18 protein-coding genes and 1 riboswitch are annotated in these 22,307 nt (G+C 61.6%); of the genes, 8 read left to right on the top strand and 10 right to left on the bottom strand.

Annotated features, from left to right (window positions below; genetic code table 11):
• The first annotated feature begins 150 nt into the window (after nucleotides 1–150).
• Nucleotides 151–1,728 (top strand): NAD(P)/FAD-dependent oxidoreductase, encoded by a 1,578-nt coding sequence (locus K5554_RS05240; RefSeq protein ID WP_221040085.1) that lies wholly within the window; start codon nucleotides 151–153, stop codon nucleotides 1,726–1,728.
• Here the strand turns inward: K5554_RS05240 and pdxA are convergent.
• The 6 genes from pdxA to K5554_RS05210 all read right to left on the bottom strand — a co-directional run bounded on the left by pdxA (nucleotide 1,704) and on the right by K5554_RS05210 (nucleotide 8,486).
• Complete coding sequence (gene pdxA, locus K5554_RS05235; RefSeq protein WP_221040084.1) at nucleotides 1,704–2,747, bottom strand: 4-hydroxythreonine-4-phosphate dehydrogenase PdxA; 1,044 nt, start codon at nucleotides 2,745–2,747, stop codon at nucleotides 1,704–1,706. The genes K5554_RS05240 and pdxA overlap by 25 nt on opposite strands.
• Nucleotides 2,726–4,009, bottom strand: a complete 1,284-nt coding sequence (locus K5554_RS05230; RefSeq protein ID WP_221040083.1) for a four-carbon acid sugar kinase family protein — start codon at nucleotides 4,007–4,009, stop codon at nucleotides 2,726–2,728. The genes pdxA and K5554_RS05230 overlap by 22 nt, the downstream gene beginning before the upstream one ends.
• A 12-nt stretch (nucleotides 4,010–4,021) precedes the next feature.
• Nucleotides 4,022–4,924, bottom strand: a complete 903-nt coding sequence (locus K5554_RS05225) for a 2-keto-3-deoxygluconate permease (RefSeq protein ID WP_370636966.1) — start codon at nucleotides 4,922–4,924, stop codon at nucleotides 4,022–4,024.
• Nucleotides 4,925–4,984: 60 nt separating this feature from the next.
• The gene (locus K5554_RS05220; RefSeq protein WP_221040081.1) at nucleotides 4,985–6,142 is read right to left on the bottom strand and encodes a UxaA family hydrolase; all 1,158 of its coding nucleotides are present in this window, start codon (nucleotides 6,140–6,142) and stop codon (nucleotides 4,985–4,987) included.
• The gene (locus K5554_RS05215; protein ID WP_221040080.1) at nucleotides 6,139–6,441 is read right to left on the bottom strand and encodes a UxaA family hydrolase; all 303 of its coding nucleotides are present in this window, start codon (nucleotides 6,439–6,441) and stop codon (nucleotides 6,139–6,141) included. The genes K5554_RS05220 and K5554_RS05215 overlap by 4 nt, the downstream gene beginning before the upstream one ends.
• A gap of 164 nt (nucleotides 6,442–6,605) precedes the next feature.
• Nucleotides 6,606–8,486 carry a sigma 54-interacting transcriptional regulator gene (locus tag K5554_RS05210; protein WP_221040079.1) on the bottom strand — a complete coding sequence of 627 codons (1,881 nt, stop codon included), beginning with the start codon at nucleotides 8,484–8,486 and terminating at the stop codon, nucleotides 6,606–6,608.
• A 683-nt stretch (nucleotides 8,487–9,169) separates the two neighbouring features.
• Here K5554_RS05210 and K5554_RS05205 point away from each other — a divergent pair.
• The 6 genes from K5554_RS05205 (at nucleotide 9,170) to K5554_RS05180 (ending at nucleotide 18,430) form a co-directional block, all read left to right on the top strand.
• A complete protein-coding gene (locus K5554_RS05205; RefSeq protein ID WP_221040078.1) occupies nucleotides 9,170–10,690 on the top strand; it encodes a TIGR02677 family protein in 1,521 nt (506 codons plus the stop codon).
• Nucleotides 10,687–11,853 (top strand): TIGR02678 family protein, encoded by a 1,167-nt coding sequence (locus tag K5554_RS05200; RefSeq protein ID WP_221040077.1) that lies wholly within the window; start codon nucleotides 10,687–10,689, stop codon nucleotides 11,851–11,853. Before K5554_RS05205 ends, K5554_RS05200 begins: the two co-directional genes overlap by 4 nt.
• Nucleotides 11,854–11,857: 4 nt before the next feature.
• Nucleotides 11,858–15,949, top strand: coding sequence for a TIGR02680 family protein (locus K5554_RS05195; RefSeq protein ID WP_221040076.1), 4,092 nt, complete (start codon nucleotides 11,858–11,860; stop codon nucleotides 15,947–15,949).
• Between the two features lie 12 nt (nucleotides 15,950–15,961).
• Nucleotides 15,962–17,263, top strand: coding sequence for a TIGR02679 family protein (locus K5554_RS05190; protein WP_221040075.1), 1,302 nt, complete (start codon nucleotides 15,962–15,964; stop codon nucleotides 17,261–17,263).
• Between the two features lie 205 nt (nucleotides 17,264–17,468).
• Nucleotides 17,469–17,972, top strand: a complete 504-nt coding sequence (locus tag K5554_RS05185; protein WP_255565523.1) for a nucleotidyltransferase family protein — start codon at nucleotides 17,469–17,471, stop codon at nucleotides 17,970–17,972.
• Nucleotides 17,969–18,430 carry a HEPN domain-containing protein gene (locus tag K5554_RS05180; RefSeq protein WP_221040074.1) on the top strand — a complete coding sequence of 154 codons (462 nt, stop codon included), beginning with the start codon at nucleotides 17,969–17,971 and terminating at the stop codon, nucleotides 18,428–18,430. Before K5554_RS05185 ends, K5554_RS05180 begins: the two co-directional genes overlap by 4 nt.
• Nucleotides 18,431–18,590: 160 nt before the next feature.
• On the opposite strand, the gene K5554_RS05175 is transcribed toward K5554_RS05180, so the two are convergent.
• The 3 genes from K5554_RS05175 to K5554_RS05165 form a co-directional block, all read right to left on the bottom strand.
• Entirely contained in the window at nucleotides 18,591–19,022 is a 432-nt protein-coding gene (locus K5554_RS05175; RefSeq protein WP_221040073.1) for a DUF86 domain-containing protein, read from the bottom strand.
• 4 nt (nucleotides 19,023–19,026) lie between these two features.
• On the bottom strand, nucleotides 19,027–19,464 hold the full coding sequence (locus K5554_RS05170) for a nucleotidyltransferase domain-containing protein (protein ID WP_255565521.1): 438 nt from the start codon (nucleotides 19,462–19,464) through the stop codon (nucleotides 19,027–19,029).
• A 113-nt stretch (nucleotides 19,465–19,577) separates the two neighbouring features.
• Nucleotides 19,578–20,042 (bottom strand): pyridoxamine 5'-phosphate oxidase family protein, encoded by a 465-nt coding sequence (locus tag K5554_RS05165; protein WP_221040072.1) that lies wholly within the window; start codon nucleotides 20,040–20,042, stop codon nucleotides 19,578–19,580.
• Nucleotides 20,043–20,298: 256 nt separating this feature from the next.
• On the opposite strand from K5554_RS05165, the gene K5554_RS05160 reads away from it, so the two are divergent.
• Nucleotides 20,299–20,646: a hypothetical protein gene (locus tag K5554_RS05160; RefSeq protein ID WP_221040071.1), complete on the top strand. Its 348-nt coding sequence runs from the start codon at nucleotides 20,299–20,301 to the stop codon at nucleotides 20,644–20,646.
• Nucleotides 20,647–20,852: 206 nt separating this feature from the next.
• On the opposite strand, the gene K5554_RS05155 is transcribed toward K5554_RS05160, so the two are convergent.
• A complete protein-coding gene (locus K5554_RS05155) occupies nucleotides 20,853–21,989 on the bottom strand; it encodes a stalk domain-containing protein (RefSeq protein WP_221040070.1) in 1,137 nt (378 codons plus the stop codon).
• A 139-nt stretch (nucleotides 21,990–22,128) separates the two neighbouring features.
• Nucleotides 22,129–22,217: riboswitch (cyclic di-GMP riboswitch) on the bottom strand.
• Between the last annotated feature and the right edge of the window lie 90 nt (nucleotides 22,218–22,307).

Genomic DNA, 22,307 nt, shown 5'->3' with positions numbered 1-22,307 from the left:
AGCAGGGTTGATTTGCCCGCGCCGGCCGGCGGCAAATCCCCGGCCGATAAAATTGTACGCCGTCAACAGGCAGGTAACCCGGCCACGAAGGGTAAATTATTATCTAAGCGGTACGTCCGGACACGGAGGATGCCCGAGGGAGGTTAGAGTTTGCTACGAATAAGCGGGATTCGTCTCGGTCTTGACGAGGACCAGAGTGCCCTGGAGAAGAAGCTTCTGCGCCGCCTGGGCGTGCCGGCACGGGAGCTCAAGAGCTACCAGATACATAAGGAAGCCGTGGACGCCAGACGGCGCGGCGAGATCACCTTCGTTTACACCGTCGACGTCGACGTGGCGCACGAGGCGCGCGCGGCCGCGCGCCTGGGCGAGGCGGCGCGCCGCGCCCCGGACGCGGAGTATCATCCCCCCGGGAAAGGAAGCGGGCCCCTGCCCCACCGCCCTGTGGTGGTAGGCAGCGGCCCGGCCGGCCTCTTCGCCGCCCTGCTGCTCGCCGAAGAAGGGTACGCACCCATCGTCCTGGAGCGCGGCCTCGCTGTGGAAAAGCGCACCCGGCGCGTGCAGCGCTTCTGGGAAACGGGCGAGCTGGACCCGGAGTGCAACGTGCAGTTCGGCGAGGGCGGTGCCGGCACCTTTTCCGACGGCAAACTCACCACCAACATCCACGACCCGCGCTGCCGCAAGGTGCTTAAAGAGTTCGTGGCCGCCGGCGCCCCGCCCGAGATCCTGTACAGCGCCAAGCCCCACGTGGGCACGGACCGCCTGCGGGCCGTGGTGCAGGGCCTGCGCGGGCGCATCACGGCCGCCGGCGGCGAGGTGCGCTTTCAAAGCCGCTTAACCGATATCGTAAGCCGCGAGGGTCGCCTCACCGCCGTGCGGGTGAACAAAGAGGAGCTTCTCCCCTGCTCCGTCCTCATCCTGGCCATCGGCCACAGCGCCCGCGACACCTTCCACATGCTCCTTCAGCGCGGCGTGACCCTGGTCCCCAAGCCTTTTTCCGTCGGCGCACGCGTGGAGCACCCCCAGGCCCTCATCGACGCCGCGCAGTACAAAGAATTCGCCGGGCACCCGCGCCTGGGCCCGGCCGACTACAAGCTGGTCTACCACGCCCCTTCCGGCCGCTCCGCCTACACCTTCTGCATGTGCCCCGGCGGCGTGGTGGTGGCCGCCGCCTCCGGGCCGGGGCGCGTGGTGACGAACGGCATGAGCGAGTACGCCCGCTCCGCTCCCAATGCCAACAGCGCCCTCCTGGTGGGCGTCGCCCCAGCCGACTTTGGCAGTGACCACCCCCTGGCCGGCGTGGAGTTCCAGCGCCGCTTCGAGGCGGCCGCCTTTCAGGCGGGCGGCGGCGCCTTCCGGGCCCCCGCCCAGCTCATGGGGGACTTCCTCGCCGGGCGCACCTCGGCAGGCCTGGGCAGCGTCGCCCCCAGCTACCCGCGCGGCGTCACGCCCGGAGACCTCGGCGCGTGCCTCCCGCCCTACGTCATCGAGACCCTGCGCGCCGCCATCCCCGTCTGGGCGCGTAAGCTTCAAGGCTTCGACCTCGCCGATGCCGTCCTTACCGGTGTCGAGACCCGGAGTTCTTCTCCCGTGCGCATCGTGCGCGACGAAAACGGCGAAGCCTCTTTAGGCGGCCTCTACCCCGCCGGCGGCATCGTCTCCGCCGCCGTGGACGGCCTCCGGGCCGCCGAAGCCGTCATCCGCCGCTACGCCCCGCCCGGATCTCCTTGATCCCTCCTCGCCGCACTCTCCGCCTCGCGTTCACGCCCTGCGTATTTCACCATCGCGGCGGCAAGTTTGATGGCTTCCACCATACTCTTCTCCGAGGCGATTCCCCTGCCCGCTATGTCGAAAGCAGTACCGTGGTCCGCCGACGTGCGGATTATGGGAAGACCTACCGTTACGTTTACTCCTCTTTCAAATCCCGCCATCTTGACGGCTATATGCCCCTGATCGTGGTACATGGCCACAACCACATCGTACTCGCCTCTTGACGCCTTCCAAAAAACCGTGTCGGGAGGCAGCGGTCCGTAAACGCTGCAACCCTCCTTCCGGGCCATTTCCACGGCGGGCGCTATCTCGCACATATCTTCGTCCCCGAAAAGCCCTCCTTCCCCTGCATGGGGGTTGAGTCCCGCGACGGCTATCCGGGGATTGCGCACTCCCACGGAATTGGCGGCAGCGGCCGCCAAGGTTACTGTCTTATAAACCCTTTCCTTTTCAACCAGAGCGCACGCCTTTCTAAGGGCCACGTGCGTGGATACGTGAACCACCCGCAGGTTCCCCGCGACCAGCATCATGGCGTAATCTTTAGTTCCGGTCAGCTTGGCCAGCATCTCGGTGTGACCGGCGAAGTCCAGGCCGGCCCGGTGAAGGGCCTCTTTATTCAAAGGAGCTGTGGCAACGGCCGAAACTTCGCCCCGGAGGGCCATCCTTACGCCGGCCTCCACGTACTCGTACGCCGCCCGCCCGCAGAGCGGCGAGACCTTCCCTGTTTCAAAGTCGGACGGGGAAAGATTATTCACGGGTATATAATTTACACATCCATCCTGGAAATCCGCCGCCGAATCTATTCTCCGCAGCCGCACGGGCAGCTTCAGCAGGTCCGCATAATGCTGGAGCACCGGACCGGAACCCAGAAGCAAGGGCCTTGCCGCTCCGGAAACTTCCGCCGACGCCGCGGCTTTCAGGCTTATCTCCGGGCCGACCCCCGCCGGGTCCCCCGTGGTTATCGCCACGAAAGGTCGCATCTGCCATCCCCCCTCAGAGATATCACCGACTGCAAAATCGCTTCATCGCTCCCGAAAGCCCCGGCCTTCGTCACCACTCTGAGGCCGTTTGCCGGTCCTCCAATCAGCACGAGCTCCGGTACGCCCGGTTCCAGCTCAGAATTTATCCTGCCTCCCGCAGCGGCAAGCCTCTTCACCACGTGTATGGCCGTATCTCCGCCGGTGAGCACCAGACCTGCCGGCCTTCTTGACGCTACCAGCGAGCAGGTGGTTTCGCCCAGAACATGCGCCAGGGCCTCACTGGTATCCCAGGAAGAAAGCCCCTTTTCCCTCCCCGCCGTAAGTGCCTCGGATATCGCGTCTTCCTCCACCGCCGACGCTATTATTACATCCTTTGCCGCGTTCATAAAATCCAGGGCTGTTCTTCGGACTCGCTCTCTCTCCTCTTCGGGATGCGTCAGAGCCCTTTTCACGTCGAGTTTTACCAAGACGATGCGGCTGTCTTTCAGCGCTCGGAACACCTGCCTCCTGGTTACCCGGCTGACGCTCCCCGCTATAACGAGTACGGAATTCTTTTTTCCTGCGGTCCCAAGAGAAGCCATTAAAGCCTCGGCCAGCCCGGCGGAACCAACCCAAAGTGTTTTTTTCTTCAAGTCCAGCACGCCGGTAGCTATTCTTGCCAAATCAGCGTCGGTCTTCGCATCAAAGGAGAATACAGCGCATTCTCTCAGCTCAGCTTCCAGGTACTTACGTAAAGCCTGGTTTGTTTCCCCTTCTTCCAGGATCTTATGTTTAACCGCGACTCCCAGGCCTTTTTCCAGGATTCTTTTAACATCCGCCGTCGTTACTGGGTTTTTGGGGTCCCTGGCAAGTTCAGTCTTATCCACCGGCACGCCCTTCAGGTAGTGAATGCCCTTTTCAGTGGTGCGCCCGTTTTTGGGGAAGGCCGGGGCGAATATCGTAAGCTCAGGCTTGAGTCCCTCGCGCAGCGCCCTGATTTCGGCTCCGATGTTGCCCCGCAGGGTAGAGTCGATTTTTTTGTAGACCACCGCCTCCCCATACTCACCGACAAGGTTTGATACTTCTTTCAGTTTTTCATAGGCGCTTGCAGCCGGTATACTTCGAGTCTCGGTGTCGATCACCAGGGCGTCGGTAACATCCTCGTATTTTTTTATCTGCTTCGTATCAGTCAGGGTGATCGCAGAGTACCCGTGCTTTACCAGTTGCACCCCGGTATCGTTGCTCCCGGTAAAATCATCGGCTATGACTATGACTCTGTACAACTTCCTTTCTCCTCAAAGGACATCGTTTCCCCGCTCCAACTTGTCTAAGTAGGAGACCAGCAGTGGACAGAGTACGGCCGTAATTATGACCGATGCCGCAATCTGAGCCGTAGCACCGGCGACCAGAGGCGCCAGGGTCGGGTCGGCGGCGGCAACTGCGGCAGGGGTGGCCACGGCATTGCCCGCCGTGGTACCGATAGCCGCTCCAACGCCCTTTTTCTCCCGGAAAACGTATTTTATTGTAAAATAACCTCCCAGGCCCGTAAGTACCACCGTTACAAGTCCCAACAGGACTCCAGGCAGGCCGGCCTTAAAAATCGTCCTGAAGTCCAGGGCCGCGCCCAGTGGAAAAGCGAAAAACGGTATGAGGAGTTTTTGCCCCGGCTCTAGGAATTTTTTCCACTCCTCATCCAGATTGCCCAGCACCATGCCGATAACAATCGGAACCACAACCGCTACAAGGGTCACGAAGGGGATGTCGGCCAGGCCGGTGGCCCCCATGGCCGCCATAGTGAGGAAGGGACCATCGTTTATGGATATTACCGCCACCGCTCCCACATCGGTTGGGTCACCGTACTGAGAAGCGAGGGCCGTATAAAGGCCGCCGTTGGAATTAGTAACTGCCCCGATAATGGCCAGCGACGAAAGGCCCAGCAATCCGGACGGACCCATGAATTTCCCAACCAGCCACCCGAGAACGGCACCTATAAGAAACTTCACGGCCGTTAGTGCAACGCCCTTGCCCAGAGAAACTCCGGCCTGTCTGATCTTAATCTGCGCCCCGTTGCACAGCAGGAACAGGCCAAGTAAGGGCATAGCTCCCTGTTTTAAGAGGGCCGTGGTAAAGCCCCCTATCTGCAGGACTTGCGGGAAGAGCGTGTTGATTATCGCCCCGAGTAAAAGCGGAACTACCATCAAACCTCCGGGTACCCGGTCAACGGCTTTCCAAATCTTCACCAGACCTCATCCTCTGCTTCAGAAAGTGGAGATAAGCTTGTACATCCCAAACTCCCTGTGCTTGAGCACCTCGGCTTTCGTAAGTTTACCGTTGCAGACTTCGACCAGCTCTTGGAACAGCCGTTCCCCAGCCTCTCTGACGGTTTCGTCGCCCTCGACTATGGTGCCGGCGTTGAAGTCGATGTTGTCCTCCATCTTTTTATACGTATCGGGGTTGGCGGTTATTTTTATAACCGGTGCAATCGGCGAACCGGTAGGCGTGCCTCTGCCGGTCGTAAAGATCACCAGCTGGACTCCGCCCGCAGTCATCCCGGTGATTGATTCTATGTCCTGCCCGGGGGTATCCATGATATAAAGGCCCTTCCCCGCAGGCGATTCCGCATAATCCAGGACTCCCTGAACCGGCTTCGTACCGCCTTTATATATACAGCCCAGGGATTTTTCCTCTATGGTGCTTATGCCTCCCTCGATGTTCCCGGGAGTAGGCTGTCCTCCCCGCATGTCCACTCCCATCGTCTTGGCCTTTTCTTCGCACCTTCTTACGAACGTCAGGAGTTTATCAGCCACCTCTCTGGAAACGGCGCGCTTGGCGAGCAGATGCTCAGCCCCTATTATCTCGGTGGTCTCCGAAAACATGGATGTGCCGCCCAGTTCAATTAATTTATCTAAGACGTAGCCCGCCACCGGATTCGAAGCAAGTCCTGAAGTCGTATCGGAACCGCCGCATTCCACCGCGAGTATTAAATCAGCCATATCCACTTCTTCCCTCTTCAGCAGCGCGGCTTCCTGGGCCATCTGCCGTGCTATTCTGGTCCCGATCTCTTCAGCCTTCAGCGTCCCGCCGCAGTCTTGGATTGTTATATACTCCACCCTTTTGCCGGTCGTCGCTATTTCCCCGGCAACCTTTTTTGCGGGAACGCCTTCACAGCCCAGCCCCACCACCAGTACGGCCGCCACGTTCGGGTTCTTACCCAGACCGATGAGGGTATTGGTTACAAGATCCAAGTCGGCACCGACCTGGCAGCAGCCGTGCTGGTTGGGAAGAGCCACCGCTCCTTCCACGTGGGAAGCTATGCGCATGGCCACCTCGCCGGCACAAACCGAAGAAGGTATTACAACCGTGTGATTTCGAATGCCTACCCTACCGTCCGGTCTGACATAGCCCATTATTTTCATTTTTTCTCATCCTCCCAATCACCCCTGCCCCGCAGGCTTTCTATGTTCTGAACGTGAACGTGCCGTCCCGTTTCAATGGGCCGGGTGGCCCTGCCGATCACCTCGCCGTATTTTACAACCTCCATTTCCGCCCCGATGTCCCGGAGCGCAAACTTGTGGCCGAAAGGAATGTCATCCATCAGTTTCACCGATACCTCTTTGCCTTCTACATCCACATGCACCTCTTGCCCCTTGCTTAGATTCTGTACCGCAGTGGCCACATTATCTTCAGGGTGCACCACCACCGCCAGTTTTTTCATGGAAATCACCTCCGCAAAACAGTTATGCAAGGGTTGTGCCATAACACTGGTTATTGGCCAGCACGTCTATTCGAGCTCAGTTGATCATGGGGCGATAGAAGTCTGCAACAGATGGTGTTGCAGAATAAAACCGCTGCTGCCTTTTGCAACAGCGGTTTCAGCGACTATCCTTGAGCTCTCTTCCTCAGCTTCCTCCAGAGAGTCGTCCTGTTCACGCCCAGCTTCCGGGCGGCCTCCGATAAATTGCCTCCAGTCAGCTTTATAGCCTTGACAATATATTCCTTTTCCATCTCCTCCAGCGGCTTTATTTTAATAATTTCTTTTTCCGGCGTTGTATCAGTCTCCTCCCGGTAGTAAAACCGTATGTCCCCAGTGTCTATCAAAGTTCCTCGGCAGAGGGCGCACGCCCTTTCTATAATGCTCTCCAGCTCCCTCACGTTTCCCGGAAAGCTGAGGGTTCTCAAAAGGTCCATCGCCCCTGAAGTTATACCCTTTATACGCTTTCCGCAGCCGAGCGAATGTTTTCTTATGAAGTGGGGCACCAGCACATCCAGGTCATCTTTTCTCGCCCTGAGAGGCGGTATATTAATCTGCAAGACGTTTATGCGGTAGAACAGATCCGCCCTGAATTTGTCCTGTTTTATCATTTCAGCCAGATCTTTGTTTGTGGCACATATCACCCTCACGTCTACAGGGATCAACCTATCATCCCCTATCCTCATAACCCTTCTTTCCTGAATTACCCGCAGCAGCTTCGACTGCAGGCCCGGGGGCATTTCGCCGATCTCGTCAAGAAAAATGGTCCCCCGGTGGGCCAGCTCGAACAATCCGGCTTTTCCACCCTTCCGGGCACCGGTAAAAGCGCCTTCCGCGTAGCCGAAAAGCTCGCTTTCCAGCAGGTTTTCGGGTAGGGCGGCGCAGTTTATGGCTACAAAAGGGCCGTTTTTCCTCCTGCTGGCGTTGTGAATGCTCTGGGCAAAAAGTTCTTTGCCCGTGCCGGTCTCACCGAAGATAAGCACCGTGGAATCCAGCAGCGCGTATCTTTTCGCCTGATTCACCACATCCTTCACTTTTTCACTTGAAAAGACAATATCCTCGAATTTGTACACAGCCGCCAGGCCCTTGTCGACAAGCTGCCTCCTTATCTTTTGTTCCATTTTCTGGAGCATGGTGACGTCCTGGAAAGTCGCCACCGCCCCCACGACCTCGTCCCCTACTGTAATCGGTACCCGGTTAGTGGCGATCCTGGTCTCTGCAACTTCCTGCAGCTCACCGATCTGGGACTTACCTGTCCTCATCACTTCGTAAAGCCTGGTGTTGGGAATCACCGTCTCAACTTTTTGACCGAGGACTTCAAAACGCGGTTTGTTGAAGATTTTTTCGGCCGTACGGTTGTATATGGAAATTCTGCCTTCTTTATCTACAGCGATGATCCCATCGTGTACGAAGTCTACTATAGTCTTGATCTGTTCGGCTCTTTCCTTCTCCGCCTTAAGCGCGTAGGCCAGTCTGAAGGCCTCGTTTACGGCGGCCGCCACGGCCTGCTTTCCGGAAGTAATGAGACGGCTTTTCAGCCCTATCTTCTCGGCGCTGTGAGCGCCGACCGTGTCACCGATGATCAAACTTACACCCTTTTCTTGGGCCGCGGTGACCCGCCGCAGGCCTTCCTCTTCCTTTTCAATGATGATCGTGACCAAATTCAAATTTAATATCTCGCCGATAACTTCACAGCCGTAGATTACACTTTTATATCCGGCTACGCCTACAGTTTCTTTACATCCTATCAAGCCCTTAAACTGTCGTAAAATATCAAAGGCGCTCACCTTGATTTCTACTACGGGGACAGAAACCGAGTCTCTTATAAGCTGGTACGTGCCCCCGCGGCTTATTATGACGTCGGCGCCTCTTTTTTCCCAGTCTCTCGCCACTTTAACGCCTTCGCTCATATCCCCCAGCTCTAGTTCGACATCAACATCCAGGTCCTTCTTAACCTCCCTGGCGGTTTCTAGAAGATCCCTATATGGAGCAATAAGTACGATTTTCATTTTGCCCCTCCAAAACCAACGTTTTGTAAATCTTTCCTTACAGCCAACGAGCCGAGGCCCATGAATAACATAACACCTTCGGAGCAAATTAGACAAGCATTCGTGAGCCACGATGGTGACAATGCCATCCCAGTTATGTCGGACGTAAGTCCGGCACCTTTGTACTGCCTGTCGGCGGTTTTCCGTCTCCGGCGCGTTACCAGGTTGCCGCTTTACGCAGTGCCGTATCTTTCTCTTTGAGTCCTGGTCAACCGGCAAATTATCCTTCGTTCTCCCGTTAGGGCCGGGAGGCGCTCGAGAAAAAACCCTCGAGCGCCTCGGCATCTCCGCCCCGGAGCTCCGGCCTACACGATACATAGGCGGCGCGGCGAGATCACCTTCGTTTACACCGTTGACGTCGACGCAGTGCACGAGGCGCGCGCGGCCGCGCTCCGGACGCGGAGTATCGCCCGCCCGGGAAAGGAAGCGGGCCCCTGTCCCGCCGCCGTGTGGTGGTAGGCAGCGGCCCGGCCGGCCGCTCGCCGCCCTGCCGCTCGCCGAAGAGGGGCACGCACCCATCGTCCTGGAGCGCGGCCTCGCTGTAGAAAAGTGCGCCCCGTGCGGGAAGACCCGGCTGGAGGAGGAATCCCCGCCGTATCAGGAGAAGTATAAGCCCCAAAGGACCCGTGCAAAGGGGTGCCGCAATGTCGGAAACGCTGCTCAAACCCATCGTGGAACTCAGTTACCTCACCGCCCCCAATGTGGGGCGTTACCGCCTGGTAATGCGCTACTTTTACGAGCAGCACCAGCGCATGCGCAACTGGCTGCGCCCGGAGGATGTCCACGCCGGCGTCCTGGCTTACGGCCTTCTACCCAGCTACACCCCGGAGGAGTGCCAGCAAGACCTGGACCGCCTGGTGGAATGGAAGGACCTGATTCCGCGCCACGACGGCGGCCGGGCCACCAGCGTGGAGGAATACCTGCGCAAGAAGTTCCGCTACCAGATGACCCCTTACGCCATCGAGATCGAGCGCCTGGTGGCCGGCCTCGAGAACATCCGCGGCTACGGCGGTTCGCTGGAGCCGTCGCTTTTCGATGCCATCCTGGGCGGCCTGGAGCGCCTGGCCGCCTCGCGCGGGTTGCTCCCGGAAGGCGAGGCCGAAACCTTATGGCGGGGTATCTACAACCCCTTCCAGGAGCTGGTGAAGAACGCCTCCAATTATCTCGCCGCCTTAAACAGCGCCCGCGCGGAAGAGCTGATGCTCACCGAGGCTTTCCTGGCCTACAAGGATTCGCTCACTGTGTACCTGCGCGATTTCGTGCACAGCCTACAGCGCACCGCCCTTAGGATTCAGGGCGTCATCACCCAGATCCCGGAAGACACGCTCAGCGCCTTTGTCACCGCCCTGCGCCGCGACCGGCACCGCATCCCGCAGCTGGAGGAGCCGCCCACCCCCGAAGAAGAAGAGCAGAAGCTGCGGCAGGAGTGGGAAAACCTCAGGCGCTGGTTTGCCGGCGGGCCGAGCGAGGTGAGCGACGTGGCTTTTCTGGAGCAGGCCACCAAAGATGCCATCGCCCGCGTGGTGCGCTGCGCCCTGCGCATTCAAGACCGGCAGCGCGCGGGGGTGAGCCGGCGCCAGGAGCTGGACTACCTGGGACGCTGGTTTTTCGCCTGCCCCGACTTAGACGCCGCCCACCGCCTGGCCGCCTACGCCTTCGGCCTTTACCGCACGCGCCACTTTCAAGGGTACGACGAAAAAGGCACGGACAGCGCCGAGGTTTCCATGTGGCAGGTGCCGCCCAACGGCCGCGAGCTGAGGTCACGCAGCCGCAAGCGCTCCGGCGAGGGCGGCCCCCACCCCATCCGCACCCGCCGGCGGGAAGCTGCGCGCGCCCAGGCGGAGTATCTGGCCAAGCGCCGGGTGGAAGAGACCCTGCTCCGCTCCTTCTTGGCACGGGAAAAGGTGGTTCTATCGGCCTTGGGGCTCCAGCCTCCGGCGGTGCGCCAAACCCTGCTCACCTGGATCGGGCGCTGCCTGGCCAGCCCGAGCCGCCAGACCTTTACCCCCGAGGGCGTGCGCATCACCCTTGTGCCCCCGCCCGCCGGGGAGCGCACCGTGCTTCACTCTAGCGACGGGGACCTGGAGCTGCCGGATTTCACCCTGCGCTTTGCGGCGCTGAGCCCGCCGGCTGCCGCCGCCGCTTCCACGGGGGGAAAAGCATGAAACAGCAAGATCGCTTTCAGGAGGAAAAGCAGGCCTGCGTGGAGGCCCTGCTCAACCGTTACTGGATAGATAAAGCGGCCGACCTGGAGCTTTTCCGCGCCATTCGCCAGCACTACCTGGAGCTTAAAGAATGGTTTCTGGAAACGTGCGGCTTCAGCCTTATCCTCACCCGCCAGTTCGCGAAGCTGGAGAAGGTGCCGGGCGAAGCCCAACCGTGGATGGGTTTTCCAAGCTTCATGCACCCGCGCGACTACGCCCTCTTCACTTACTGCCTTTGGTACCTGGAGGACAAAGGGGAAAATGAGCAATTCCTCCTCACGGACCTGGTGGAAGCCGTTCGCCAGCACCTCCTGGGGCTGGGCGTAACCATGGACTGGAACCTCTACGACCACCGCCTGTCCATGGCCCGGGCTTTGCGCCAGCTCAAAGCGCTGAGTGCGCTGGTGGCGGTGGACGGAGATGAAATGGAGTGGGCCCAGAGTAGAGAAGAGCACAATGTACTCTACGAAAGCTCCCTCTACGCCCGCTACGTCCTGCGCCGCTTCCCGCGCGACCTCCGCGAGTACAGCACCCCGGAGGCCCTGGGGGAGGGAATGTACCCGGACACCCCGGAAGGAAAGCTCAAGGCCCGTAAACACCGCATCTTCCGCCGCCTGCTTCAGGAACCGGTGGTGTACGACGCCGAGTGGTCCGAGGAAGAACGTTACTACGTTTTGACCCAACGCCACTTTATCGTGGAGCAGCTGGCGCGCCTGGCGGGGCTGGAGGGCCAGCGTTACCGGGAAGGACTGCTCTTTTTTTACCCCGAGGCCAGCGGCGAGATGGAGCTTTTCCCCACCGCCCGGGCCATCTCAGACATCGCCCTGGCGCTGGCGGGGGAGGTGCGGCGCCGTGCCGCCGCCGGCCGCTCCCTGCCCACCGACGGAGAGGGGCGGCTCCATCTCACCCGCCTTGAGTTTGAAGGCCTGCTCCTTAAGCTGCGCGCAAAATACGGGAGCTACTGGTCCCAGCAGTACCGCCGCGCCACCACCGCGGAACTGGCCGCCGAGCTGCTCCAGCATCTTAAGGAATGGGGGCTGGGCGGCGAGCTGGACAGCGCCACGGTTTTCCTGGCACCGGCCCTGGCGCGCTGGAACGGCGAGTACGACGACGAGGAGGAATGAAAGCGTGGCCACGCGCTGGCACATAGAACGAGCCGGTCTCTTGAACTTCTGGCTCTACGACGAGGCGGAGTTTCAGTTCTCCGCCGGGCGGCTCATCCTGCGCGGGGCCAACGGCTCCGGCAAGTCGGTCACCATGCAGAGCCTCATCCCCCTGGTGCTCGACGGCGATAAGCGGCCCTGGCGGCTGGACCCCTTCGGCTCCCGCGACCGCCGCATCGAGTACTATCTCCTGGGTGACGCCGACAGCAGCACCACCGAGCGTACCAGCTACCTTTACCTGGAGTTCCACCACCCGGAGCAGGCGCACTACCTCACCATCGGCATCGGCCTCCGAGCCCGGCGCAGCTCCCCGGTGGGTTTCTGGGGTTTCGCCTTGACCGACAACCGGCGCATCGGCCGCGACTTTCTCTTGTACGAGCGTGACTTCAGCCAGGGCAAGGAGGCCCACATTCCCCTGACCCGCCCCCAGCTCGAAGCAGCCATCGGCAGCGGCGGCTGGGTGGTTACTGAGCAGGGCGAGTACAAGCGGCGGGTCAACAAGCTCCTCTTCGGCTACGAAGACCTGCAGTCCTACGACGAGCTCTTGGACCTCCTCATCCAGATACGGAGCCCGAAGCTCTCTAAAGACTTCAAACCCTCCACCATCTACGAGATCCTCACCTCCGCCCTGCCGCCCCTCAAGGAAGACGACCTGCGCCCTCTGGCCGAAGTCCTCGGCGACATGAACGAGATCAGCGACCGTTTAAGCGAACTCGCCGCCCACCGCCGGGAGGCGGAGCGGCTGAGCCGCGCCTACGCTCAGTACAACGAGTTCCAGCTTTACGCCGTCTCCCGCACCCTGAGCGAGCGCTGGGAGGAAAGAAGGGCGAGGATGGAGGCACAGGCGGCTAAAGAACAGGAAGCGGCCGCACTGGACGAAGCCTTTAAGGAGCGCCAGGACGCTGTTACCCACCTCGGGGAGAGACTCACCCAGGTGCGGGCCGAGTACGAAACCTTAAGCGCCAGCGAGGCGCTGGACAAAGAAAGGGACCTGGAACGCGTCCAGGCGGATGAAAAAGAAGTGTCCCGGGCACTGGCGGCGGCCGAGGAGCGCCTCCGCGACTGGGACAAGCGCCGGCGCCAGGCTGAGGAGGTAATCGCGCGCCAGGAGCCCGCGCTCCAGGCGAAAACCCGGGAGCAGCAGGATCTGCTCCAAGCCATGGAGGAACGGGCGCGCGCGGCGGAGTTTCTCACCCACGCCGCCTACCAATCCTACTGGCAGGCGGGCACGCCCAGCGGCACCGATTTCTGGCCCGCCTGGCGCCGCGACATCGAAGAGCGCCGGGCGGAGCTGGAAAAAGCCCTCGACCTGGCCCGCGCCGAAGCCCGGCTCAAAGGGAGCGCCGAGCAGGCCGAACGTGAGCTCAGCGCCGCCCGTAAGGTGCGCGACGAGCGCGAAGCAGCGCTGCGCCGGGGAGAAGAAGCGGCGGAAAAGGCCCGCGACCGGGTGCAGGAAGAGATCTTCGCCTGGAAAAAGGAGCTGCACCGGCTCCCCCTCTCCCCCGAAACCCTCCAGGAAGTGCTGTACCGCCTGGCGCACTTCGACGAGCTGCCCTACGACGAGGTGAAGGAGCCGGTGGCCACGGCCTACCGTGCGGCGGCGCGCGACCTGGACCGGCTCCACGCCAAGTGCGAAGCCGCACGGGACAAGCACCAAGAAGCCAAGGAGGAGCTTCAGCGCCGGCTCGAGGAGTGGCGAAGCCGAAGGGAGCCGGAGCCACCGCGGAGTGCGGCCCGGGAAGCTGCCCGGCGCCGCCGCCAGGCCGCCGGCGAGCCCGGTGCTCCGCTCTTCGCCGCCTGTGAGTTCCGCCCCGACCTCCCCGAAGCCGCCCGGGCCGCCCTGGAAGCTGCGCTGCAGCAGGCCGGACTCCTGGATGCCTGGGTGACGGCAGAGGGCCTGGCCCTGGAACCCGGCGAAGAAGAGGTGTGGATAAAGCCACAGCCCCAGCTTTCGGCCCGTACCCTGGCCGACTACCTGGTGCCCACCCCGCCGGAAGGAAGCGGCCTGGCGGCCGTGGATGCCGTGCTGCGCACCATCCGCGTCGACCACGGCGGGGAAGCGCCCGGGGGCTACGTGGCCGCCGACGGCACCTTTCAGCTCGGTCCCCTCTGCGGCCAGGCGGTGCCCAAACCCCGCGCCGAATTCATCGGCAAAGAGAGCCGCCGACGCACCCGCCTGGCGGAGATGGAGCGGCTCCAGCAGCTTATTGCGGCCGAGGAGGCAGAGATTGCCGCCTTGAGCGCCCGACTGGCGGAGCTGGAGGCACAGGCGGCGGCCCTCACCCGCGAATACGAAGACTTCCCCACCGGGGAGGAACTGAGAAAGGCCTTCCGCGAACTGGAACGCTTGCGCCTTGCCTTTGACAGCGCCCGGAAGGAGGAAGAGGAGCGCCATAAGCGGCATCAAACCCTGGTACAAGAGTGGTCGGCCGCCCGTGCACGGCTGCACCAGTTTATGGCCGGCTGGGGGGTTCCCCGGACCGAAGCCGGGCTGTCGGCGGCGCTTGACGCCCTCCGCTCTTACGAAAAGTTCTTCGGCGACCTGCGCCTCTGCTGCGAAGAATGGCGCCGCCTCCACGGCGAGCTGACGCAGGCGCGCGCGGGCCGGTCCGAAGCCGAGAAAAACCTGGTACGCGAAAGCGAACAGGCCGCGAACCTGAAGGAGCGCCAACAGGACCTGCTGGCCCGGCGCAAAACCCTGGAAGGCCTGCTGCGCGAGCTGGGCCTGTACGACCTGCACGCCCGCCTCGCGCGACTAAAAGAGGAAGAAGAGAAGCTCAGCGCCGCCCTGAAGCAGGAAGAAAAAGCCCAGCACGAGGTGGACAAACGTCGGGCCGTCTGCCGGAGCGAGCTACAAAACCTGGCCGCCGCCCGCAGCGCTGCGGAGGAAGCCTGGGCCGAACAGCTCGCGACCTGGCAGCGGGAGTGGCAAAGGCAGCTGCTACCGCAGTGGGCCGCCACGGAGGTCCCGGGCGGGGACGGGGCAGAGCTCGTGAAACTCTGCCGCACCATCATACAGCACTACCGCCGCTACGAGGGTACCCGCCCCGACCAGGCGGCCAACCGCCTGCACGAGGAGTTTTACAACACGCGCCAGACCCTGCTCCCCTACGTGCCGGAGCTGGAGGAAGACCCCGCCGGCCGCCTCTTGATCCTCCTGCGCCGCGACCGGCAGAACCCGCTGACGCCCGACATGCTCCTTACGGAGCTTAAGGCGGCCGAGGAAGAGCAACGCCTGCTTCTCAGCGAAAAGGACCGGGAGCTTTACGAAGAGATTCTCATCCACAGCGTCGGCCGGGCCATCAAGCAGAAGATCGCGCGCGCCCAGCAGTGGGTAAAGCAGATGAACCAGCTTATGCAGGCGCGGCAAACCTCCAGCGGCTTCCGCCTTTCCCTGCGCTGGGAACCGCGCGCCGCCGAGAGCGAAGAGGAACTCGACACCGAGGAGCTGGTGCAGCTGCTGCGCACCGACCCGCAGCTTCTGCGCGAAGAGCAGCTCGACCGCATGGTGCGGCACTTCCGCGCCCGCATCAAACGGGCACAGGAAGAATCCGAGGCCGGCGACACCCTGCGGGAATGGGTGGGCCGGCTCCTGGATTACCGCCTTTGGTTCCATTTTACGCTTTACTACGAAAAAGGCGAGGGACCGCGGCGCGAGCTCACGGACGGGCGCTTCAACGTGCTCAGCGGGGGCGAAAAGGCCATGGCCATGTACATCCCCCTCTTCGCCGCCGTGTACTCCCGCTACAACGATGCCAACCCCGAGGCACCGCATCTTATCTCCCTGGACGAAGCCTTCGCCGGCGTGGACGAAGAGAACCTGCGCGACATGTTTGCCCTTCTCACGCAGATGGACTTGGATTACATCATGACCAGCCAGCACCTCTGGGGCTGTTACGATACCGTCCCGGCCGTCTCCATCTACGAACTCTACCGGCCCAAGGACGCCCCTTACGTCTCCTTGATCCACTACGTCTGGAACGGGCGGCGGCGCGCGCCGGCCGCCGACACCGCAGCGGCCGAAGCAGCCGCTGCCGCTGAAGAAGAAGGAGAATAGGAGTAGAGCGCCATGACCGACCTGGAAGCTTACCTCAACCAGAGCGGCCTGAAACGCCTCTGGCCTGCGGTGAAAAGAAAATACGAAGCGCTGGGGCGGGTGGGCGGAAGCGTAAAGCTCACCGCCCTGACCCCTCCCGAGCGCGAGGCTATCGGCGGCCTGCTGGCGCTGGATCTCAGCGGGCAGGCGAAGTGTAAGGTGGCGCTGGCCCGCGTGGATGCGGCCCTGAGGGCCAGCCGTTTCGGCTGTACCCTGGTGGAAGCCCTGGAGGTTATCTACGGCGCCGACCTCAAGACCCGCCGGGACCGCCGCCGCGCCGCCGCACAGGCCTGGGAAGGCTTCTTCGCCGCCCTGGAAAAAACCCCGCGCCGAAAGGAAACCGCTCGCTGGCTGGCCGAACTGAAAGCCGGCCGCGGTGCCGGTTACCGCACCCTGCTCGCCCTCTACCGCCGGAGCCGCGAGCAGGCGCTGGCCACGCTGGACACCTGCCTCCGGGCTCTGGACAGGCTGCCCGTGTGGGAAATATCCCGCACGCGGCTGCCGGTTTTCGCGGCAGAGCTCACCGGCAACCCCCACGCTCTGGACCTGAACACTTCCCTGGGGAGGCTTGTCCTCTCGGGCATTACCTGCGTCCTCGGCCTGGGTGAGACGCCCCTCACCGCCGCCGAGCAGCGTGAGGCCTGGCGTCGGGCCGGGCTGGGCGATGACGACATCTCTTCCAGCGTGGCGGTGGCGGGGCTCAAGGTTCGGCCCCATGACCCACGGGCGGCAATCTTCGCCGCGTCCCAGGCCACCGCCACCCCACTGCTTCTGCCGCTGCGTTTCTTTCAGCAGGAGACCGCCTGGGCCGCGGCCCCGGTGTATGTAGTGGAAAACCCCACGGTGTTCAGCGCCATCCTCGATGCCGCAGATGCAGGCTGGGAGCTGCCGCCCCTCATCAACGTGAGCGGGCAGCCCAGCGTCGCCGCCCTCACCCTCCTCGACGAGCTGGCCGCAGCGGGCGCACCCATCTACTACAGCGGCGACTTCGATTGGGAAGGGCTGCAGATAGGCCTACGGGTGGCCGAGCGCTGCGGCTCCGCCTTTCGCCCCTGGTTCTTCGACACCAGGGCGTACCAGGCTGCTCCCGCCGGCCTGCCCCTCACGCCCACCCAAGCCGGGCGCCTGGCCGCCCTGAGCGTCCCCTGGGACCCCCAGCTGCCTGCCGCCATCCGGGCGCGCGGCGTCGTGGTCTACCAGGAAGCCATGGTCCCAAATCTTCTGGCCGACCTGCGCGGCAGGCCGCCGGTTCCGGTTCAGCGACGACGAGATTGACCAACCGGTGCAATTCCGGTAACGCCCCCTGTCACCGCGGAAGCCGCCGGAGGCTGGACCGATGGTTCGGAATTGGTTGCATATTTCTTGTCCAGGTAGTACAATGTGCTTGCAGTGCGCTGGTTCCCGTCCGGCTGGAGACTGGGGCAACCCGCGCCGGGGACTGGCGGGGCGGCGCAAAAGTATCAGGGAAGGGTTGTTGACTTTGCACGGCACCACAATGCTGGCAGCCTTTGAGAACATACTGGCCGCCCTGCCGGGCGCCGCGCACCAAGTATACGGGGAACGGCTCGTTTCTCTTGTGGTGTTCGGGTCTGTGGCCCGCGGTACCCCGCGGCCGGATTCCGACATCGATCTCCTCGTTGTGGCGGAAGGCCTGGCGCGGCGCCGGCTGGCGCGCGTGGAGGAATTCGCAGCGATAGAGGACCTCCTTGCCCCTACCCTTGCCAGCGCCAAGCAGGCCGGCGTGGAAACATACCTGGCACCGGTCTTCAAAACCCCCGCGGAAGTCAGGCTGGGCAGTCTGCTCTTCCTGGATTTTGTGGATGATGCACGCCTCTTGTACGACCGGGATTCATTCTTCGCTACCTTCCTCCAGGAATTCAGGGCCCGGTTACAGCGCCTCGGTGCTTACAAAGTGCAGCGCGGCGGCGCCTGGTACTGGGTGGTAAAAGCCGATTACCAGCCGGGGGAGGTTTTCGAGCTATGACCAACGAAGCGCTGGCTCAAAGCTACTTGACGAAGTGCCGGACCAGGCTCAAGGTCCTCGACCTGCTCTTGGCCGAGGGGGCTTTTTCCGACGTCGTGCGCGAGGCCCAGGAAACTGTAGAACTGGCCCTTAAGGGCATCCTGCGCCACGTGGGCGTAGAGCCGCCCAAGCTCCACGATGTCGGCGGCCTGCTGCTTGACTTTGCCGACCGCCTGCCGGCTCCCGTACGCGCGCAAGCCAAGGAGCTGGCAGAAGTCTCCAAGTGGTTGCGTAAAGAGGGCGAGTTCGCTCTTTATGGTGAAGTCGACTTCATCCCAACGGAAGAATACACGCAGGCGGACGCCGAGCGGGCCATTGCCGGGGCACGAGGGCACGCCAGGTACACCGGGCCGCCGATGCTGCCACCTGGCGCTTACCCCGGCGTCGCCCGCGCGATCCCCAAGAGGAACAACTGCTAACCCAGCTTGACAGGCGGCGTTGGCAGGAGGCCCTGGCTTCTGGGCTGCTGGAAAAACTGGGGCCGAGGAGGTACAGGCTCAATGACTAAGGATCCTGCCTGGTTCCTCGCTGAAGCTGCCCGCCTTCCTCAAAAGTAAACCTGGCACATCCCGGGCAACTTCAAGAGAGCCACCTCTCGACCACGGCTACAAACCTTTCCGCTTCCTTTACATCATGAACCAAGAACTCCCGGATGTACTGCCACTTGATGTCAAGATACTGATGCGCCAGCACATTGCGCAGCTTCGTTGCCCCGGCAAGTGCAGCAGCCACGTCCTGGTCGATAAAGCCCAACGCTCCCAGCCGAACGAAAACCTCTTTATAGGTCTCCGGCATCTCATCATCCGACTGCGCAATGATAATCTTCCCGATGTCTGTGAGCGCGTTGCAGATGTTCTCGATCATGCGCTCGACATTGCGCCGAATTACTCGCTGGGTGCTGTATGTCTGGTAGTCCAGGTTTGTGTACTCTTTAAGGTCGTTGAGCTCGCTGCGCGCGAACTCCAGCCGGCGGAGAAGGCTGTGTTTTGTCGCTTCTTCCAGAGGGAACACCTCCTTAGCCTACATCTTGGGACTGCCGCTGCCGCCGCTCCTGCCGCAGGCGCCAAAGGTCAAAGATGAACTCGCGAAAGTCCTCCGCCTCCCGCGAGACGTCCAACATGTATTCCAGGTAGAAGCCACGGTCCGCTATCCGGAGGGGAATGCCGCGCAGGGCCGACCACGCCAGGGAGGGGTTGGCGTCGTTGAGGACGATCAGGTCAACGTCCTTGTGCAGCAGGTTCTCCAGTTCCCCGCTTAGCTTCCTGAGTTTCTGCACATCGTAGGGAGTGCTGAAGTATACGGCTACATCCACGTCCGAGCGCTTGGTCGCCTTACCCTTGGCCACCGAACCGAAAACAAAGGCTAGTGCGACATCCTGCCGCGTACGAAAATAGTCCTTTAAGACGCCGGTCATAGCCTCTCTGTCCGCAGCCAGTTCATCTTCTGCCTGCAAGCCATCACCCCCCGGGCACGTCCCCCTCTTCAGCTTAACGATACCATGTTTTTCCTTTAGCTGCAAGGGAAGCCGCCCCGGCCCTGACTCGACCCTCCGGCAGCGGGACGGCATCAGTCCACGTTCTCTTTTCCGCTGATTTCCTCCACGTCTATCGCCAGCACCGCCACGCGCTCGAGCTCGGCCGCAGGAATCGGGCCGAGCTCCCGGCCTTCAGCAAACTTGGCCACCAGCCGGCTGAGGGCCGTTTGCTTTTCCGCCGGGTCGCTCACCACCCGCGCACGCCCGGCAAGGATCACGCTCTGGTAGCGCTGGCCGAAGCGGCAGGGCGTCTCCCCCCGCACCAGCTTCCCCGGTACATAGACCAGAAAGCGCACCTTGGGATTGGCCTGGATGTTCGCCAGTTTGCGCCCCGTGGGCGCCGCGTGCAGGTACACCCGCCGGGCCGCCGCGTCGTACACGAAGTTCATCGGCACCGCCCACGGCTGGTCCCCCGCGCACGTGGCCAGCACCCCCACCGGGGTCCGTTCCAGGAGCGCAGTGATGGTTTGTTCGTCCTTCAGCACTCGCTTGGGCATGGCACTTTCCCCCTTCTGCTCACGCGCGGCGCCACTAAACCCAGGCACACCCCGGGCCCTGGTATCACCTATCCATTTCGCCCTCGTCGGGCGAAATCCTTTTGACCCAAGCAGACACCTCTGCCGTCCATAACCAGCCCGTGTGACCAAGCTTACAGGGAGTACAACCACATCCTCATCAAGCGCCGGCGGGACGAAACGCCCATCTTTGACACACCTTTTAGAGAATGCCAGGGCATGAGTAGGGGAGGTGGCGTTGGGTCTCTGGCGCGGCGCGAGCCGTATTGGAAGCCATGCGGCGCGGCGCCTGGTGCAGGCGGGCTACGAGGTGGTGGTGTACGATAATCTCAGCCGGAGGCGCCGTGAGGCAGTGCCGGCAGGAATACCGTTTATGGCGGGGGTACGGCAGACAACCGGCTGCCCCACCCGTTACCAAAACGAGCATCGCACCCGCTCCTTTTGTATTTTTACTCTGGTATTTTTGCACAGGTTACTTCTCTTTTCCTGCCCCCAGTTCTACCCCCGGGACTGGTTCTTCGCAGGATTTCTGACGGAGCTTAAGGAGAAGCCGCCAGGGCCGGGGAGGTATCGCCCTAAGGACTAAAACGCCGGGAAGGCACGTACATGCCAACGCAGCGTTTGGCGGTCTATGCGTAGCGCTTCGCCAGTCTCATTTCCTTTCAGGATTAGGTTGGGGGGAACCAATAAGGAATGTCTATGTTTTTATTCTTTCGATTAGCGTTAGGTCGATTCGACTGCTAGCTAAAAGTCTGACATCCTCCGACCGGACGCCGGGCTCTATGTCAGCTCCTACTGCTCGTTGACCGCCACCACCTGCCCCTCCTCGAACCACTTAACGTCCGCACCCAGGTTTTCGCTCACAAAACGGAGCGGGACGACCATCCGCCCCGGCGGGACCACCCGGGCAGGCATGTCGAGGGCCATCTTCTGCCCGTCAACCATCGCCTCGGCGCGACCCAGGTAAAGGACCAGTGTCTTACTGCTGTCGGGGTTCGAGATGACGACCACGTCTTTCTTGCCGTCGTAGTCTACCTTCAGCCCCAGGGCCTGCGCGATAGCCCGGACCGGTACCATGGTGCGGCCATTCTCGACAAAGGGTTCAGCGTCACTAGAGAGTTTTCTGCCCTTCACGAACACCTTGATACCTTTCTTGTCCGCTTTCTTGTAGAGTTCGCCGACTTTCTTGTACAGGTCCTCAGCTTTCGGTTCGGTAGTGATGGCATTCTCCATGTCCTCCGTCGCTTCCTCTACCTTGCCGAGCTCCTCTTTCAGAATGCCTTCGTAGGCGTACACAGCACCTGGCACGGTCGCGGGCGATTCAAGCAGCTTTCCTAGTTCGGCGAGCGCTGCCTCGCGGTCGCCCTTGGCCCTGAGGCACTGGGCTAGCAGCACTGTAACTTTCGCCGTGGGGTGTGGCAATTGCTTCTGCAGTTCCCTGAGCACCGCGATGGCCTTATCGTACTCTGCAGCATTGCGGTAGGCCACCACCAGCTTCCAAAGCAGTTTCGTGTTGTTAGGATCTTCCGCCAGCTTCTTTTCCAGTTCGGCGATGCGCTTCGCGAGGCCTTTTGCTCCCGATTCAGTAAATTCCCCGTCTCCAACCTCTCCGTCTCCAACCTCTCCGTCTCCAAATTCGCCGTCTTCAAATTCTCCGTCTTCTCCCTCGGCGATCCCCCACTCGGACCCCTGCTCCATCCCTACCTGCAGTTCGTCGCCTTCGTCGTGTGTGCGGGTCTTGTCCTTAAAGTCGTCCTTCTCTCCATGCTGGTATACGTCCGCCGCAACGGAGTTCTCCTGGAATACCTTCGCAGCATCACCCGCACCACCGCGCCACCTTCTCTCCATGCTGAACGCCACTTTTATTGTCCCAAAGAGAAAGGCTGCCACAATCAACATAACCAAGAACAGCCTGGTTTGCTTGTTCATCTCTGTTCCCTCCTGTTGGATAAAATTGACGTATTAAAACACACCAAAAGCTAACCAAAAAACACCCCCGGCCGCAAGCTCCCACCCCCTTCTTTTTCCACGGACTGCTGGCCGCCGGGGGACAGTCTCGTTTTGCCTCCCCAGCAGCCGGGCTGCCGTAGCGGATTAACCGCTTTAGGCCCCATGGCTTTGCGCCCCCAGCTTTCGCCGGGTTTACCTTTGGTAGGGACTCCTTTATAAATAATACGGCATTTCTTTCCCCTATTTGTTAGGGTTTTCTTCAATAATCTTCTCTCGCCTTGTCGGGGCGTGCAGGCG

The sequence above is a fragment of the Gelria sp. Kuro-4 genome (genome assembly GCF_019668485.1).
In the GTDB taxonomy this organism is placed as follows: Bacteria; Bacillota; DTU030; order DUMP01; family DUMP01; genus DUMP01.
This window is presented reverse-complemented; position numbering and strand designations above follow the sequence as displayed.

Coding starts and splice junctions, on each gene's coding strand:
- pdxA (WP_221040084.1), bottom strand. CDS start 2,747: ATGCGACCTTTCGTGGCGATAACCACGGGGGACCCGGCGGGGGTCGGC.
- K5554_RS05225 (WP_370636966.1), bottom strand. CDS start 4,924: ATGGTAGTTCCGCTTTTACTCGGGGCGATAATCAACACGCTCTTCCCG.
- K5554_RS05220 (WP_221040081.1), bottom strand. CDS start 6,142: ATGAAAATAATGGGCTATGTCAGACCGGACGGTAGGGTAGGCATTCGA.
- K5554_RS05215 (WP_221040080.1), bottom strand. CDS start 6,441: ATGAAAAAACTGGCGGTGGTGGTGCACCCTGAAGATAATGTGGCCACT.
- K5554_RS05210 (WP_221040079.1), bottom strand. CDS start 8,486: ATGAAAATCGTACTTATTGCTCCATATAGGGATCTTCTAGAAACCGCC.
- K5554_RS05205 (WP_221040078.1), top strand. CDS start 9,170: ATGTCGGAAACGCTGCTCAAACCCATCGTGGAACTCAGTTACCTCACC.
- K5554_RS05200 (WP_221040077.1), top strand. CDS start 10,687: ATGAAACAGCAAGATCGCTTTCAGGAGGAAAAGCAGGCCTGCGTGGAG.
- K5554_RS05190 (WP_221040075.1), top strand. CDS start 15,962: ATGACCGACCTGGAAGCTTACCTCAACCAGAGCGGCCTGAAACGCCTC.
- K5554_RS05180 (WP_221040074.1), top strand. CDS start 17,969: ATGACCAACGAAGCGCTGGCTCAAAGCTACTTGACGAAGTGCCGGACC.
- K5554_RS05165 (WP_221040072.1), bottom strand. CDS start 20,042: ATGCCCAAGCGAGTGCTGAAGGACGAACAAACCATCACTGCGCTCCTG.
- K5554_RS05155 (WP_221040070.1), bottom strand. CDS start 21,989: ATGAACAAGCAAACCAGGCTGTTCTTGGTTATGTTGATTGTGGCAGCC.